The sequence below is a fragment of the Pseudomonas sp. genome, assembly GCF_050739995.1.
GTDB lineage: Bacteria > Pseudomonadota > Gammaproteobacteria > Pseudomonadales > Pseudomonadaceae > Aquipseudomonas.
Map to the genome: position 1 here is coordinate 1 of NZ_JBOICG010000418.1, position 16,002 is coordinate 16,002.

The window sequence follows — 16,002 nt, forward strand, 5'->3', positions numbered from 1 at the left end:
GGGTCCCTCTTGCATCCGAAAGAAGGGTTCGCCGTCCACCAGGCGGCTTTTATGCACCAGGGGGAAGGTCAGGTTCGGCAACGCCGGGGCAATGGCTTCGTAGAATTTGTCGATGCGCCGCGTGGGAAACAGCTGCTGGTAAGCCGAGCGGCTCTGCGGGTTGGCCGAGAACAGCACCAGCCCCGCCGTGTGCCGATCAATACGATGCAGGGGCACCAGCGAGGGATTGTCCAGACGACGAATCAGACGGCGCAGCAGGGTGTGTTCGACGTACTCACCGGCCGGGGTCACCGGCAGGAAATGGGGTTTGTCCGCCACCACCAGGTGCTCATCGGCATACAGGATGGTTTCCTGTACGGGAATCACCTTCTCATTGGGCACTTCACGGAAGTAGTAGATGCACAGGCCTTCCTTGTAAGCCAGGCTCTGGCTGATCGGGCTGCCATTCACATCCAGCACCCGACCGCGTGCGATGCGGTCCAACCAGTGTTCACGGCTGATGGCCGCAAAGTGGTCGCACAGGCAATCCAGCACCGTGGCCCAAGGGCCAGGAGGCAGATACAAGGTGCTGGCTTGGTGCTGGGAGGCGGAAAAACCCGAAGTGCTCATGAAGATGCTCGAAACCCGGAAAAACAAGCCGGCATTATCCCGCAAGGAGCGGGACTGAGCCTAGGGTTGATCTCAGGCTTTGGCCAATTGCGTTCGCCGGATGGGCGAGGCACTCGCCGCCTCGGTAAACTCCTTGAGCCAGCGCAGCACATCCACCGCTTCCCAGCGGCCGGGATCGTACAATGCGTACAACAAGCCCTGATATCCCACTACATCCAATTGCTTGTGATAACCGGCGCGCTGGAACAACGCCTCGATCTCCGCAAAGCAGGTGTTGAAATGCACTTTGTTAAACGGCGTCTTGCCTTCCGTGACCAGGCCGTCGAGGCGCAGCTCGTTCACCGCGTCGCGCACGACATCGGCGGACATGCGATTGACGCTGCTTTTCAGTTGTTCAACATTCACCACGGGCGTTCCCTCTATTCAATCGCTGTACAAACATACAGTAACGTAATATTTAGAAACCCGCCATCGGATAACACTCAACGAAGGAAGGCCACCACCTGTTGTGTGTCAAAAGGCCAATCCAGTTCCATCCCCGTATCCACCCGGCGAAGCACCGGAATTCGCAGGCCGTAGGCTTCGGTCAGGTCGTCGGGGTCGGTGATATCCACCAGTTCCACCAGCAATCCGTGCTCGACGAGCGGTATGATTTCGGCTTCGGCAATCTCACAAAGATGACAACCCAGGGTGCCGAACAACTGGCATTCAGGAAGCATGACGAAAGGACCTGATCAGAAAACAGGCGACCATTCTAAGCCCGCTGACGGCCTGAAGCCCACCACGGCAAAAAACGGCCCCAGATCACCATGGCCTGCCGATCAATCCTGACTGACCGCGCCGATTTTATGGATCGACAGATCGGCGCCGTAGTATTCCTCTTCCTGGCTCAGGCGCAGGCCGTGCACGCGCTTGATCAGGCCGTACACCAACAGGCCGCCGACCAGCGCCACCGTCACGCCAAGGGCAGTGCCGATCAATTGGCTGATGAGGCTGACACCGCCCAGGCCGCCCAAGGCCGTCTGGCCGAAGATGCCACACGCGATACCGCCCCATACGCCACACAGGCCATGTAGCGGCCACACACCCAGTACGTCATCGATCTTCCAGCGATCCTGGGCCGCGATGAAGAACCCTACAAACAACCCACCCGCGACCGCACCGGTGACCAGAGCGCCCACCGGATGCATCAAGTCTGAGCCCGCGCAGATCGCCACCAGCCCGGCCAGCGGACCGTTATGCAGGAAGCCCGGGTCATTGCGGCCGATGATCAGCGCCGCAACCGTGCCACCGACCATTGCCATCAGCGAGTTGACGGCGACAAGGCCGCTGACGCCATTGAGGGTTTGCGCGCTCATCACGTTAAAGCCGAACCAGCCGACGATCAGAATCCACGAGCCCAACGCCAGGAACGGAATGCTCGACGGAGCAAACGCCACCAGCCGCCCTTCCCTGTATCGTCCATTACGCGGGCCCAATAGCAGCACCGCCGCCAGCGCCAGCCAGCCGCCCATGGCGTGCACCACCACGGAACCGGCAAAGTCATGGAAGCTGGCGCCAAAGGTTGCAAGCAGCCAGGCTTGCACGCCGAAATTGCCGTTCCACACCAGGCCTTCGAAAAACGGATAGATAAACGCTACGATCAGCGCAGTAGCGCATAGCTGAGGTGCGAACTTTGCGCGCTCGGCAATCCCCCCCGAAATGATCGCCGGGATCGCCGCCGCGAACGTCAGCAGGAAAAAGAACTTCACCAGGCCGTAGCCGTGATCGGCGCTGATCACCGCCGCCGGCTGCATGAAGCTCACACCGTAAGAGATCCAATAGCCTATAAAGAAATAGGCCAAGGTGGAGATGGCGAAGTCGCTGAGGATCTTCGACAAGGCATTCACCTGGTTTTTCTGGCGCACCGTGCCGACTTCCAGGAACGCGAAACCGGCGTGCATGGCCAGGACCATGACCGCCCCGATCAGGATGAACAGGGTGTTGGAGCTGTGGACTAGGGTAGCCACCGCACTTTGTATATTTTCCATGGAGGTTGGCAGGCCTGCATTAAAGGCAAAAAGCACCAAAGCGGTTCAAGCCAGGGTATCGCGCACTAAATTGGCACCAACAGCCCCGCCCCTCTTCAGAGGGCGTGAACCGCTTTAGCGCAGCGATCAACACAACAGGCCATTGCCGACAGGGTTTTTCCGCGAGTTTCAGTTATTTAGGGTAAGGTTTTTCAAGGCATTAGCCGCAACCCGCCCAGATTCAGCGCAGCCCTCGGGGAGGCGCACCAAGGCAAAGCAAAAGCTGTACCAGACAATTGCACTGAACCTTCACCGAAGCCGGTGACTCGAAATCATACGTACCGAATCAGCCACTCACGGAGATAACCATGGCCAGAAAAACGGCAAAGACTGCTCAAGAAATACTGATGGAGGATTTTCAGACCCTGGTTGCCGACACTGAGAAATTGCTGGACGACACCGCCGTACTGGCCGGTGACCAGGCCGATGAGTTGCGCAGCAAGATTCATGAAAGCCTGCTCAAGGCCCGCGAAACCCTGCAACTGACCGAAGACTCTCTGCGTGAACGTGGCCAGGCAGCCGTCGCCGCCACTGAGGATTACGTGCAGGCCAACCCTTGGCAGTCGGTCGGCATCGCCGCTGGCGTGGGCTTTCTGATCGGCCTGCTGGCCACAAGGCGCTAATCATGTCTATCGGCGAAACCGAGTCGTCCAAGGGCACAAGTTCAACCTCACGACGCCTGGGCGCGGCCGTTCTGGGCTTGTTGCACAGCCACGTCGAACTGTTTGGCATCGAACTGCAGGAACAGAAGGCGCGAACCGTCAGCCTGTTGTTGTTTGCCGGGCTGGCGCTGGTGTTTGCCCTACTGTTGCTGGTGGGGTTGTCGGCGCTGGTGATGATCCTTGTATGGGACACCTACCGGCTCACGGGGATCATCAGTCTCTGCGTGTTTTACATCCTGGCCGCAGCGTTCTGCGGGTTGCGCCTGAAAGCGGCGATCTTCGATGAATCCACGCCCTTCCATGCCACGCTTGAAGAGTTGGCCAATGACCGGGAGCGCCTGCTGCCATGAGCTTGACTGAAATCCCACCCTCCACTTCACGCCGGGAAATGCGCAAGGCGTTAATCCGCCTGCGCATGGAAATGCATCGCCAGGAGATTCGCCACGAATCCCAACAACTGCTGGCGCCCCTGCACAAAATGCGCGACATGCGCCACAACTGGCAAGACAGCCTGGGCATCAAGCATGCGCCGCTATGGGGCGTGGCGGCGGTGACGCTGCTGGGCTTTTTTACCGGCAAAGGCGCCAAGGGCGGCAGTATCAGCAGCCTGACGCGCCTGGTGCGATTGGGTGCCGGGCTGATCCCGTTGATCAAGCTGGCCCTGCAAAGCGCACGTAAAGGCTGAACTGCGCGGGCTGTATTCTTGCCGATAGAATCGGCCCGCCCTTTCATCAGACGGTCATTTGGATGACGTTTTTGAGACGTTTCGCAAGGGTGATACAGCCGGCACGGGCTTAACATGGTGGACATATTTTATGTCACGAGGCCATCCCGTGCGCCAATCACAGCCAGCGCGTTCATTTCAGCCACGCAATATTCCCTCACAGAGCAAACTGAGCTCGTTTGCGGCTCAGTTCCGCCACGCGATGGCGCAACAGGATTACTCTGCCGCTCGCCTTTGCTGTGAAAAAGCACTGAGCATGATGCCGGGAAATATGTCGGTGTTCAGCGACTATGCATTGTGTCTGTTGCGTGAAGGCAAACATGCAGCGTCGTATAACGCCTACCGGCAAATCTATCAATCCCCGCAGCGTGCCAACGCGTCGACTACATGGCTTGACGGACTGACCGAGGTTTGTGGTTGGTTAGGTAAAACGGATGAGTTGCGTCGTTACGGAAACGAGTCACTGACGTCTGCTGACAACGCCCTGAAAGATTTCAAAAAGTGGGAGCTACCACAGACGCCAATAAAACCATTCGATGCCAACCGTCCTGAGAAAAACGTGATTGCATACAGTCTTTACGGTGATCAGCCACGCTACTGCGAAACGTTGATCGAGAATGCCTCGCTTGCGCGTGAACTCTACCCCGCCTGGACGTGCAGGGTTTATCTGGATAACAGCGTTCCGGACCACGTCAAGACCCGCCTGCAAAACGCAGGAATGGTGTTGATCGACATGAGCGCTGAAAAAGAAATATTACCGACCCTTTGGCGTTTTCTGGTCATGGATGACCCGAGCGTTGAGCGTTTCATCGTTCGAGATGCTGATTCCCTTCTTTCGGAGCGCGAAGCCGCGGCGGTAGAAGAGTGGCTGGGCTCACCCTTTCACTTCCACCATATGCGCGATTATTTCACCCATACAGAGTTGTTGTTGGCAGGGATGTGGGGTGGCGTGAATGGGTGTTTCCCGCCTGTCGAAGGGATGATGCGGGCATTTATTCATCAGTATCAGGGCAGCGAGCGTTTCACCGATCAGTCCTTTCTTCGCCAAGTCCTGTGGCCGACGATCAGGGAAAGCCTGTTAAGCCATGACGAGATATTTGGTTTTCATCACGCACAGCGCTGGCCGCAACATAAGCCAATCAGGTGGCAGCAAGCAGCGTTCCATGTCGGCAGCAACACCTCTTACTCCAGCCTTAGGGGTCAATGCGAACTCCCTGCGGGAGAGCGGCAACCGGTAGATCTGATCCGCCAAGGCATGACGGTCCGGTATTACGCTACGGTAAAGAATGGCGAGTGGCTCCTCGGCGTACCGTTCTTTCTCGTCGATGAGTTCAAAGCGGGAGCGATGCAGGTGGTCGCGCCTCCAACCAGCGGACCTCACCCATGATTCCCACATAAATTTGTAGCGTTTCTGACAGCCTTTACTCGTCATCTCCTTGTTTTTTTACTAGTATCCTTCGTCTACGCACTCACGGGGAGAGACTGAGTACCTTGAGGCTAGAAGCTGACACTCAATCATTGAATGAGTTATTACCGTCACCCAGAACGTAACAACTCAGGCAACAATAATGACTCCTTGGTGAAACCGATGAAAAAGATTTCCGGCATGGTTGTATTGGTAGGGCTTGCAGTCTCGGGATGCGCTACAAAAACCCCAGAAAAACCTAGCGTGACACCAGCGCCTGCTGTCGCCCAGCAAGCCTCCCGTGTATCCGCGCCGCCACCAGCAACTCCGCCGCTTCGACATGAAGTCGTATCTACGAACACCAGCCCTGACACCGCAACCCCTGCCGCCTCGGCGGCGGCTCAACCAGAATCCGCACTGAACTCAAACCAGCTGCGCGTTCAGCAATGCCGTAAAGAGCTGGATACACTAAAGCTCTACAACAAAGCGTCTTACGATAAATACGAGGCTGAATTCCAGACCATCGCCAGCAAGACCAATAAATACATGCAGATTAAAGATTCAATCAGTCCTGATATAAACGATATGGCAATGCCGGGCTATCAATTTCAAATTCGTGAGTTCTGCTTCCGCGTCAAGACTCGTCTGTCGCAGCTTGTGATTCGCCAAGCCCGATAATGAATAATCTTTAGGGCGTGCCTTGCGCCCTAAAGATTCTAAACCGCCTGAAACGTCCCATCCGACGCACTGAAACACCCAACCCCTCTTGCCTGCGGCTGAACGTTTAATCGAACAAGACTACTTTCTATCTGATGGTCCACTAGTTTGCGGCCACTTCCAGGACTGATGGGGCCGATCAATCCAGCCCTTTAAGCATCTGAACACGGTTTTTGGGTGGGGAGTATCCCCGGCAATTAACCAACAAACAGGTCTTTAAATTTAAACAGTTCAGAATCGCTGTCCAGGCCAAGCTTGCGCAAGGCAGCCTGCTTTTGTCCACTGATCGTTTTACGACTACGGTTCATTTTTACTCCGATGGCTGAAACACTCAGCCCACCCAGAAAGTAGCGAATCACCTCCAATTCCTTCGGCGATAACTCACGAAGCGAAATTTCAGCCTCTTCGCCTTCAGGCCGAACAGGAACAAAAGGCAGCATGCTTTTTTCTGCGACAGCAAACTTGTCCAGTTCGTGTTGCATATCGGCCGTCAAAAAAAGCTTTCCAGTGGCGACATGGCGAATAGCGTCGATCAACTCTTCCAGCTCTTTACTCTTTCCAATAAAGCCTTTCACCCCCGCCTTTACCACCAACTGGACCACGGCAGCGCTTTCAACAGAGGAATACAATAAAATCTTTATATCAGGGTAGTGCGCCATCAGATGTTTAACCAGCTGAAGTCCATCCATGCTCTTACTGCCCTCGAGCATATAGTCGAGCACAAGAACATCAACTACCCCACTGTCCAGGTAGGGAATGATTTCATCACGACTTTTACAACTGGCAGTCAGAACCATATCCGGCTCGTGCTCCAGGCTGAACTCAACAGCTCTACGAACCAACGGATGATCGTCAACCACTCCCACGCGAAGTACGTTGGGCGCATTGGAAATCATAACTGCTTCCTCATTGTAAACATCCATCCATTAAGACCCGAACAACAATGCCAGCTTCAAATTGAATGATTGTTCAACCAACTTATCAAGGTTCCAGAGCTCGCATAACCACGGATGATAGCGGCGTAGCCATCAAAGCGGCTGCTTACTTCACTGACCCTGTTGTTATAGTAATCAGACTCCGAACTTAATACATCAAGCAAAGTACGTTTACCTAGATGGTACCATTGATCAAAAAAATCGACCCGAATACGATTGGTTTCCGCGGCCAAGCTATGATAAAGAACCGCACGCTCGAGCAATGAGCTGGCATCTTGATTGGCAGCCCTGATCCGCTGTTCCAAATCCCGCTGCTGGTCTTCTACCAAGTAACTGCTCGCCTCGGCTCGCGCCAGTGCAGCACGCTCTGCAGCCCGGGTGGATCCACCACGAAACAGCCCCCAACTGACCTGAAGACCTGTTTCATAGGCCTGCCGGCGTCCTAACTCATCCTGACCGGTGTTCTTGCTGACAACCCAACTGAGCGTCGGCAATCCCGAAGCCCGAACAACCGCTGCCTCAGACTCGGCTGCCTGCTTATCGGCCCTCGCTTTCAGAACAGTCGGATGCGAGTCCACCTGACTCAGTTGGCTTTGTGGGTCGGGAAGGCGCAAGTTCCACTGGGTGGCGGGTGGCAACGTAATCGAAGACTCTCCCAGTAAACGCTGAAGAACAATCTCCGTATCACGGGCCTTGGCCACGGCAGCATCGAGCTGCGATTGAGCGGAAAGCAATCTTCCTTTTGCCTGAGTCAACTCACTCTTTCGGCCCTGATCCACTGCCACGATCCCTTGCAGCATTTTCGTTAACTCTTTCATACGCGCGACGTAATCCTGACTGACGTCAATGACCAAGCGTTGTTTACTCAGTTCGGTCAGCGCACTGGTCACGTCCCATGCAGTGGATTCCGACTCAGCATTGATCGTCAGCGTAGCAGCTTCGGCCTGGGCCTCACGCGTTTTGATGGTGTTACTGGTCTGGCCAAAATCGTACAGCGTCGTGGCCATGTTGAGGTTCAGGGATACAGGATCCTTATTGTCATTGTCCTGGCGATAACCACTGCCAAAGTTAAGGCTTTTACTGCTGCTGGTGACATTCACCTGCGGCCAGCGCTGCCCTTTGGCTTCATCGATACTCTCTTTAGCTGCGTCCGCTTGCGAACGACTGCTATGGATTTTTGGGTTGATGCTCAGGGCCTGCATGACTGCTTGGGAAAACAACGTTCTGACTTCACTTTCGGAAAGCGAATTTTCCAGCTCGGCACGCGACGGTTTCCGTTGGCCGGGTAATGTCGCGCTCGCGCGTAAGTTGAGCAAAGAAACCCCCGTAGACTGTGGCGTGCTCCTGTCAACGACAGGCGTCGCCAAAGGAGCGCTCACAACTGGAGTCGTAGCCTCACGTTGAGCGGGTGGTTCAGGGGGCTTGGGCAACGGTGCATCAGCCGGCCTGACAATAGGCTGACTGGCAATAACCGCCGGGCGCACCGGGTCAACGTTACTCATGATTGGGGGTGAGAACGGCTTGCTCTGCTGAACTTGCGCTGGAGCGGGAGACGGCTTGGCAGGCACGACCACCACGGGAGCCGCAGCCTCACGTAGAGCGGGTGGCTCGGGAGGCGTAGGCAACGGAGCGTCAGCAGGCCGGACAACCGACTGGCTCGCAATAACCACCGGGGGCACCGGGGCGACGTCACTCATCATTATGGGGGGTGAGAACGACTTGCTCTGCTGAGCCTCCGCTGGAGCGGGAGACGGCTTGGCAGGTGCGACTGGAGCTGGCTTATTGACCCCACCGTGTCGTAGCTCAGCAAACATCAGTAGTTCATCATCGCCTTCCGACGCGAGTGCAGCGTTATCGCTGAAGCCGTATAGCGCCAGCGCGATGGATAAACTCAACAAACGCACTGGATACCATGAAGTTTTTTCTCTAGACATGATCAACGCTCACGAAAGGCTTCACGAGCCTTGAAAACTGGCTTCAGCAGGTAGTCAAGAATGGTCTTTTCACCTGTTTTGATTTCGACGTTTGCGACCATGCCGGGGATGATAGGCAGCGCCTTGCCGCCCGCCTCAAGGCTGCTTTTATCGGTCAGAATCATCACGCGATAATAGATAGCGTCAGGGCGCCCGGCGGCGGCTTTCTGATCGTCTTTCAGGGTGTCCGGGCTGATCGTCTCAATCTGTCCGTTGAGGCCGCCGTAGATGGCGTAGTCATAAGCGGTGATCTTCACCGTCGCCTTGAGTCCTGGGTGTAGAAACGCCACGTCGGAGGGCCGGATCTGCGCTTCGACCAGCAGTTGATCCTCCAGCGGTATGATCTCCAGAATCCGCTCACCCGGCTGTATAACGCCACCAATGGTGCTGACGCGTATATTTTTCACGGTGCCGCGCAGCGGCGCGGTGATGGTGGTGCGCTCGACCACATCCGCACGCCCGACCAGGTTCTCCGTCGTCTGGGCCAGTTCAAGCTCAAGCTTGGTCAGCTCGGTATTGGCCTCGGACTGAAAGCGATTCTTCCGGTCTGCTATCTGAGAAATCAGGTCGTTAGCCTGGCGGCGCATACGCAGCAGCTCGACTTCCGACATCAGCCCCCGAGCGGCCAATGGTTCAGCGAGGGCAATTTCTCGCATCGACAGCTCATAGCTTTTTTGCAACGCGCCAACACTCGCATCCTGGGATTTTTTGCGTGATCGGTAGGCACTGGTTTCGAGTTCCACTTCGCGAGGAACGGCAAGAACCTCCTTGTCGAACACCAGCGGAATATCGAACGCCTCTGCGCGTAAACGCGCGATGGTGGCCTTTAGGCCGACAGCTTTACTTTGCACTTCCTGGAAACTGGACTGAGCCCGGGTGGGGTCCATCTGCAGCAGCGCTTGCCCACGCTCGACAATGTCCCCTTCGTGCACTTTCATACTGGCGAGAATGCCGCCCTCCAGGCTTTGGATCACCTGTTCACGGCCTTTGGAAATAACCTTGGCTTCGCCACGCGTAATTTCCTCCACGCGAGCAAAATGCGCCCAGACCAGGCCACCCACCAGGACAAACATGACCATATAAAGCACCAGCTTGGAGCCGGGTGTTGTTTGTGCGAGCAGCGACTCATGGATGTCACTCATGAAGGCAGAGTCGTTGCGCGAAATTTCCTGTTTCTTAGCTTTAAATAACATCATGACCCTCTCAGACCGAAGCCGGCTGGCTTTCAGGTGCCGTTGATGAATTCCCGGCAGGAGGCATCGCCGCATCCACGGAATGGACTCTGTTTACCCGGCTTGCCGCAGGCGTCGCGGGCTTTTGCTGCAGCTTCGCCAGCACCGTATCTTTCGGTCCGTCCAACACGACCTGGCCTTCCTCGACGACAATAATTCTGTCAACCAGCGCCAACATCGATGGGCGATGCGTGACGACGATCAGCGTTTGTTGCTGAACGGCCAATTTCAACTGAGCGATGAAATGCTGTTCTGTCTGGGCGTCCATCGCACTGGTAGGCTCATCCATCAGCAGCAGTGTGGGATTGGCAATCAAGGTCCGGGCCAGGGCAATCAGTTGTCGCTGACCTCCAGACAAGCTGTCACCGCTCTCACCGACAGGCAGATTGATCCCCGCAGGGTGCCGGGCGGCTACCTGGTCGAGGCCGGTCAGTTTGAGGACGCGCAGCAGTTCACGCGCGGTGGCATCCTGGCAACCAATCATCACGTTCTCACGCAACGTACCGTGAAACAGGCGTGCGGACTGGCCCACGAAACCCACGGACCGATGCCAGTCCGCAGGGTCGATCTGACTGACATCCAGGTCGTCAGCGAACATCTGGCCCTTGACCGGTTGGTACAGGCGAGCAATCAGTCTCAGTAACGTGGATTTGCCACTGCCGATGCGCCCGATGATCGCCACGCGCTCTCCGGCTTGAATACTCAGGCTGACGCCTTTGAGTACTTCCGGGTTCGGTTGCATAGGTGGGGCGGGATAGGAGAAGTTCACGCCCTGTAATTTTATATTCCCGCTGATCTCCGGGTGCGGCAGATAGCTACAGGTCTTGTCACGATCGACAGGCATTTCCATCAGTTTATTCAGCGCGTCCAGTGCGGCTTTGGCCTGCTGAAAACGGACTGCCAGTCCTACGACCTGGCTCAGCGGTGCGGTACAGCGACCGGCGAGCATGACCGTACCAATCAGTGCGCCCATGGTCAGCGTACCGGCGTCGATCAAATAAACGCCGGTGACAATCAACGCTACTGTCTGAAACTGTTGCAAGAAGGCCGCAACACCCGTCGCAATGGCTGAGTATTGTTTGGATCGCGTTCCCGATGCGGACTGCATCGCACTGAACCTCTGCCAGCGGCGCTGCATCCAGGCTTCACCGTTGGTAGATTTCAGCGTTTCCATTCCCTCAATGGATTCAATCAGCACGCCTTGTTTCAGGGAGGCTTCTCGCAGGTTGTCCTTCATGACTCGGGCAAGCGGCCACTGAATACCTACGCTCACCACGATAATCAGCGGGATCATCAGCGTCGGTATCCAGGCCAGTGGCCCACCGATTGCAAAAATGACCCCCAGGAAGAGTAAAACGAACGGCAGATCGGTAATCACCGCCAGCGTGGCTGAGGCGATGAAATCACGCACCGACTCGAATTCGCGGATTTGATTTGCAAAGCTGCCTGAGGAGGCAGGCTTATGCTCCATACGGACGGCCAGCGCCTGTCGGAATAAAATACTGCCCAGTACCAGGTCGGCTTTTTTCCCGGCCACGTCGATCAAATGCGCGCGGATGTAGCGGGTCACGGCTTCGAAAACCATTGCCAACGTCACACCGATGGCCAACGACCACAGCGTCACGAATGCCTGGTTGGGGATCACGCGGTCATAGACGTTCATCGTGAAGAAAACGCTGGCCAACGCCAACAGGTTCACCAGGACGGCAGCAATCGCGGCACTTCGGTAGTAACGACGGTAGCGCCACAGCGTGCTGAACAACCAGTGCCCCTTGGGCTGAGGCAACGGATCGCTATCGCTGGTTTCCACCTTCGCCATGGGTTTAACCAGAATCGCGTAACCAGCGTAATAGGTCATCAGCTCGGCGTGAGGCACTTCGACCGGTTGATCACTCACTTCCGGCAGTATGATTTGATACGCCAGGTCTCGTTTACCGTCCGAATTAACGAATGCGCGGCGGGACAGCACAATGCATCCTGCAGAACCGTCACGGATGAGAATAATGGGCATCACTTGCTCAGGTAGCTCTTGCAACCCACGCTCGACCAAGCCACCAGTCAACCCGGCGTTTTCCAGTGCCTTGAGCGCCAATGAGGGTGTCAGTGACCCGGCACGCGGTAGGCCGGCCAGTAATCCTTGGTCGGTTTTCCCCAAGCCATAGTGGTGGCAGATCCAGGAAACACTCCGCAGCAGGCTGTCGTCGAGGCGGGTAAAAGGCTTTACCTCCACAGCCTCTTCACCCGCCTTCGGCTCGGCTTCATTTTGCATATGCTGTTCTCCGTGCAATCAACGTAGGTTGAACAGCGTCTACACAAAAAAGGCATCGCTGCATGAGTCAGAAAATTCTGACACTGGTACGTAGAAGCGCAGGACAAGACATGTCTCAAATTTGCTTTTCCCCTCAGCGCCAAGACCATTCAATTGACATAAGCCATTGGTTTTCTGGAGGAAGATGAGTACCGGCATTGCAAGGGCCTGCCAGGTGCTTGGGACAATGCCTACGAGAGTTTGGGAAGGAGCGACGGGGCCGCGAGTGTTGAACGAACCGACGCTTAAGAGGTGGGATACACGAGGAGTAACTAGCGAAGTCCTTTGCCGATAAGAGCAGGACATGAACGTCGAAACGGGATTAATTGCTGGCTTTTTTCCCGGGGAAAAAGCGCGGGACGGAGGATTCCGTCCCGCGAATTTAACATCACAACAAGGTGTGAGCGGTTAAGGCGTGATGGCTAACGCCGCACTCACTGTTCACTCACCAGCGGCACTGCTGCCATCGACACGTACGCTAACGCGACGGTTTGGCGCATAGCAGGCAATTTTTTCGGCTTTGCTGCCATAGCAGTCAGTCACCACCGGCTCGCCCATGCCGGCACTCGTGGCGGTAATGTCGCGCGCTGCAATACCGGCTTGAATCATTAGCAAACGCACGGTTTCCGCACGGCGCTGACCCAGCAGCAAATTAGTGTTCTCGGCACCAATCTGGTCGGTATGCCCCGTCACCTGAATGCTGCGAATGGTGCTGTTTTCACCGCGAATTTTTTGTACCAGTTCGGTAATAGCCTGGTGCCCTTCCGTGGTGATGTTACTGCGATCGGCTTTACCGAAACGGAACAACACGTCGCCCGACAGCGTGTAGTCCTTAGGTTTTTCCTCCACGTACTGACACGCTTCAACCGCCGATGCGCGCGACAACAAATTAACCTGTGTCTTCATGGCTCGCAGGGCTTTCTCGGCATCCGTACGGGTTAGCCGTTGGGGTTTACCATCTTGCGGGTTACCCACCTTCAGGAAGTAAGTTTTGCCTCCCTCCAGATTGTCGCTCCAAGGTTGATCACGTTTGCCTTGATACAACGGCGCATCCTTGATGAAAGCCCCCAGGCTGTGGGTGCCGGGTTTAACACAGAACGTGGTAAACCCATTAGGCAATAGCGCCGACTGAAACTCGCCGTCGATATAGACATTAGCACTGCCCGCGGCCTGATCAGTGCCACGGTAAAACACCACCTGCGCTTGGCTCGGGCCCACCCCTGCAACAGGAGAATAACCCTTGCCAAATACCTCTGCCGCCTGAGCGGAAAACGCGATACAAGCGCCGCCGATTAACACGCTCAAGGCGCAAGTTTTGAAAATATTCATAACTTCTCCACGGCCTCACAACGAGGCCGATATTCAAAAGGGGGTAAGTAAAAATCGGTTAAGCCCAGAAGCCTGACGTCGCCCACTATCGGCAGCGACGTCAGGTTTACAGGGGATTAATGAAGATTGGTTGTTACACCCTCCTGAACCAGCAGTTCAACGTTCATGGCGCTGTTCTGGTATACCTCGTAACGGACGCCTGCAACTTCCACGGCTTCTGCCGCTTTCGCCCAGTCCGTTGGATCGGTGCCCTCAAGCTCTGCTTCAAGATTAACGACGTCGCCTTCGTCACCTTTCACCATCATCTGAACTTTGCCATCGTTGATGAACAAGTCTTTCTCACCAAAGTGCAGCACATCATTCAAACTCAGATTCAGGGTGTTATCACCATTACCAGTAATATCTACTGTTTCAATAGATTTTACTTGATCACTTACCGCGCTGAGATCCAGAACCTGGTCTGCACCATTTAACAACAGGATATCGCCTTTACCTTCCTGTTCCTGGACTTCAACGTTCGGTGTGCTGGCCTCATCCTGGGCTGCAAGATGTTCAACACCACTGGTATCGGCACTCTCGTCGCCTACAGAGTCAGTACTAAATGCCGTTGTACCCGATGGAGCTGTCCATCTGACGTTATCGATAAGAAAGATATCATGATAAACCCCTACTGGTGAGCCACCAATGAACGAGCCGAGCGCAAAATCAATTCGCCCGATCAATCGCCCTGCAGGTGCGATGTAAGTACTTAACCCATCGGCAGGTATTCCACTTGTAATAAGCTGACCAAGGGTATCGTAAACCGTATATGTTGTTTTGGTATTAGATGTCTGGAAGCTGTCATTCACGCCGGACAACTCAAGACTCACCGCTGTCATACCATCAAATATTAACGACATATCACCAGTAGGAGATAACTGGGCGTTACCTCCAGACGGTGTAGGCACTACCGCTCCGCGGTTAGGGGATACCCCATCATATGGAGTTCCAATCCTGAATTTCAAACCACTCGCTAATGTGTGGGTCACGCCTGAAGCAAACTCTGTACCCGCAGTGAATGTATTGAAATCTTCAAAACCACTCGTTACCGGCGACACGATATTAACCGAACGAGTCGTTGCCCCACTGGTATTACCCGCCGCGTCCGTTGCCGTAACGCTAAAGGTATGGTTGCCCAATGCCAGCCCTGCAGGTGGCGTCCAGGTCCAGTTCCCACCCGTAGCCGTGACGCTATATATCGTGCCGTTATCCACGGTAATACGCACGATGCTACCTGTTTCGGCAGTACCGTTCAGCGTTGGGGTGCTGTCGTCAGTATCGCCACCATTAGCGATATTACCCGTTGCGCCACCCACGTTATCGACCACGCTGGAAATGACCGGCGCGTTCGGTGCAGTGGTATCAACAATGATCTGACGCGTCGCTGAATCAGCGGAGACGTTGCCCGCCACATCGGTGGCCGTAGCCCTGAAGTTATAGGTCGTGCCGTCGGTCAATGCCGTTGTCGTGTACGTCCAGCTACCATTGGTAGCGACGACGCTGCCCAGCAAGTTGACGCCGTTGTAGATACGCACAACACTGCCGGCTTCGGCGGTACCGTTCAGCGTTGGTGTGGTGTCGTTGGTTCGACCGCCGTTGGCGATGTCTCCAGTGACGGTACCCACGTTATCGACCACGCTGGAAATGACCGGCGAGTTCGGTGGGGTAGTATCAACAGTGATCTGACGCGTCGCCGAATCAGCGGAGACGTTACCCGCCACGTCGGTGGCCGTGACCTTGAAGTTATAGGTCATGCCACTGGTTAACGCGGACGTGGTGTACGTCCAGTTACCACCGATGGTAGCGACGACGCTGCCCAGCAAGGTAGTGCCGTTGTAGATACGCACAACACTGCCGGCTTCGGCGGTACCGTTCAACGTTGGTGTAGTGTCGTTGGTTCGACCTCCGTTGGCGATGTCCCCGATAACAGTGCCCACGTCATCCATCACGCTGGAAATGATCGGCGCGTTCGGTGCGGTGATATCAACAATGATCTGACG

At 55.5% G+C, this 16,002-nt stretch carries 15 protein-coding genes; 5 read left to right on the forward strand and 10 right to left on the reverse strand.

What is annotated here, in order from left to right; all coding sequences use genetic code 11:
- From ACRESD_RS13840 to ACRESD_RS13855, 4 genes are all read right to left on the reverse strand, one after another.
- A partial coding sequence (locus ACRESD_RS13840) for a pseudouridine synthase (RefSeq protein ID WP_431751418.1) occupies nucleotides 1-609 on the reverse strand: 609 nt, incomplete at its 3' end.
- A gap of 72 nt (nucleotides 610-681) precedes the next feature.
- Nucleotides 682-1,017: a transcriptional regulator gene (locus ACRESD_RS13845; RefSeq protein ID WP_431751419.1), complete on the reverse strand. Its 336-nt coding sequence runs from the start codon at nucleotides 1,015-1,017 to the stop codon at nucleotides 682-684.
- Between the two features lie 74 nt (nucleotides 1,018-1,091).
- Nucleotides 1,092-1,328 (reverse strand): glutaredoxin family protein, encoded by a 237-nt coding sequence (locus tag ACRESD_RS13850; RefSeq protein ID WP_431751420.1) that lies wholly within the window; start codon nucleotides 1,326-1,328, stop codon nucleotides 1,092-1,094.
- 102 nt (nucleotides 1,329-1,430) lie between these two features.
- Complete coding sequence (locus ACRESD_RS13855; RefSeq protein WP_431751421.1) at nucleotides 1,431-2,639, reverse strand: ammonium transporter; 1,209 nt, start codon at nucleotides 2,637-2,639, stop codon at nucleotides 1,431-1,433.
- Nucleotides 2,640-2,986: 347 nt separating this feature from the next.
- On the opposite strand from ACRESD_RS13855, the gene ACRESD_RS13860 reads away from it, so the two are divergent.
- The 5 genes from ACRESD_RS13860 (at nucleotide 2,987) to ACRESD_RS13880 (ending at nucleotide 6,147) form a co-directional block, all read left to right on the forward strand.
- Nucleotides 2,987-3,301 (forward strand): DUF883 family protein, encoded by a 315-nt coding sequence (locus tag ACRESD_RS13860; RefSeq protein ID WP_431751422.1) that lies wholly within the window; start codon nucleotides 2,987-2,989, stop codon nucleotides 3,299-3,301.
- Nucleotides 3,302-3,303: 2 nt separating this feature from the next.
- Entirely contained in the window at nucleotides 3,304-3,690 is a 387-nt protein-coding gene (locus ACRESD_RS13865) for a phage holin family protein (protein WP_431751423.1), read from the forward strand.
- A complete protein-coding gene (locus ACRESD_RS13870; protein WP_431751424.1) occupies nucleotides 3,687-4,025 on the forward strand; it encodes a hypothetical protein in 339 nt (112 codons plus the stop codon). The genes ACRESD_RS13865 and ACRESD_RS13870 overlap by 4 nt, the downstream gene beginning before the upstream one ends.
- Before the next feature lie 148 nt (nucleotides 4,026-4,173).
- Nucleotides 4,174-5,451 (forward strand): hypothetical protein, encoded by a 1,278-nt coding sequence (locus ACRESD_RS13875; RefSeq protein WP_431751425.1) that lies wholly within the window; start codon nucleotides 4,174-4,176, stop codon nucleotides 5,449-5,451.
- Nucleotides 5,452-5,652: 201 nt separating this feature from the next.
- Nucleotides 5,653-6,147: a hypothetical protein gene (locus tag ACRESD_RS13880; protein ID WP_431751426.1), complete on the forward strand. Its 495-nt coding sequence runs from the start codon at nucleotides 5,653-5,655 to the stop codon at nucleotides 6,145-6,147.
- 236 nt (nucleotides 6,148-6,383) lie between these two features.
- Here ACRESD_RS13880 and ACRESD_RS13885 read toward each other — a convergent pair whose 3' ends face one another.
- From ACRESD_RS13885 to ACRESD_RS13910, 6 genes are all read right to left on the reverse strand, one after another.
- Entirely contained in the window at nucleotides 6,384-7,082 is a 699-nt protein-coding gene (locus ACRESD_RS13885; protein WP_431751427.1) for a response regulator, read from the reverse strand.
- Nucleotides 7,083-7,138: 56 nt separating this feature from the next.
- A complete protein-coding gene (locus tag ACRESD_RS13890; protein ID WP_431751428.1) occupies nucleotides 7,139-8,437 on the reverse strand; it encodes a TolC family protein in 1,299 nt (432 codons plus the stop codon).
- Nucleotides 8,438-9,057: 620 nt separating this feature from the next.
- On the reverse strand, nucleotides 9,058-10,290 hold the full coding sequence (locus tag ACRESD_RS13895; protein WP_431751429.1) for an HlyD family type I secretion periplasmic adaptor subunit: 1,233 nt from the start codon (nucleotides 10,288-10,290) through the stop codon (nucleotides 9,058-9,060).
- Between the two features lie 7 nt (nucleotides 10,291-10,297).
- Entirely contained in the window at nucleotides 10,298-12,595 is a 2,298-nt protein-coding gene (locus ACRESD_RS13900) for a type I secretion system permease/ATPase (RefSeq protein ID WP_431751430.1), read from the reverse strand.
- 480 nt (nucleotides 12,596-13,075) lie between these two features.
- Nucleotides 13,076-13,963 carry an OmpA family protein gene (locus tag ACRESD_RS13905; protein ID WP_431751431.1) on the reverse strand — a complete coding sequence of 296 codons (888 nt, stop codon included), beginning with the start codon at nucleotides 13,961-13,963 and terminating at the stop codon, nucleotides 13,076-13,078.
- Nucleotides 13,964-14,079: 116 nt separating this feature from the next.
- The coding region (locus ACRESD_RS13910) for an Ig-like domain-containing protein (protein WP_431751432.1) at nucleotides 14,080-16,002 on the reverse strand (1,923 nt) is incomplete at its 5' end.

What these genes read in the sequence shown, in the direction of transcription:
- ACRESD_RS13850 (WP_431751420.1), bottom strand. Translation starts at nt 1,328, where the DNA reads ATGCTTCCTGAATGCCAGTTGTTCGGCACCCTGGGTTGTCATCTTTGT.
- ACRESD_RS13855 (WP_431751421.1), bottom strand. Translation starts at nt 2,639, where the DNA reads ATGGAAAATATACAAAGTGCGGTGGCTACCCTAGTCCACAGCTCCAAC.
- ACRESD_RS13860 (WP_431751422.1), top strand. Translation starts at nt 2,987, where the DNA reads ATGGCCAGAAAAACGGCAAAGACTGCTCAAGAAATACTGATGGAGGAT.
- ACRESD_RS13865 (WP_431751423.1), top strand. Translation starts at nt 3,304, where the DNA reads ATGTCTATCGGCGAAACCGAGTCGTCCAAGGGCACAAGTTCAACCTCA.
- ACRESD_RS13870 (WP_431751424.1), top strand. Translation starts at nt 3,687, where the DNA reads ATGAGCTTGACTGAAATCCCACCCTCCACTTCACGCCGGGAAATGCGC.
- ACRESD_RS13880 (WP_431751426.1), top strand. Translation starts at nt 5,653, where the DNA reads ATGAAAAAGATTTCCGGCATGGTTGTATTGGTAGGGCTTGCAGTCTCG.
- ACRESD_RS13885 (WP_431751427.1), bottom strand. Translation starts at nt 7,082, where the DNA reads ATGATTTCCAATGCGCCCAACGTACTTCGCGTGGGAGTGGTTGACGAT.
- ACRESD_RS13895 (WP_431751429.1), bottom strand. Translation starts at nt 10,290, where the DNA reads ATGATGTTATTTAAAGCTAAGAAACAGGAAATTTCGCGCAACGACTCT.
- ACRESD_RS13900 (WP_431751430.1), bottom strand. Translation starts at nt 12,595, where the DNA reads ATGCAAAATGAAGCCGAGCCGAAGGCGGGTGAAGAGGCTGTGGAGGTA.
- ACRESD_RS13905 (WP_431751431.1), bottom strand. Translation starts at nt 13,963, where the DNA reads ATGAATATTTTCAAAACTTGCGCCTTGAGCGTGTTAATCGGCGGCGCT.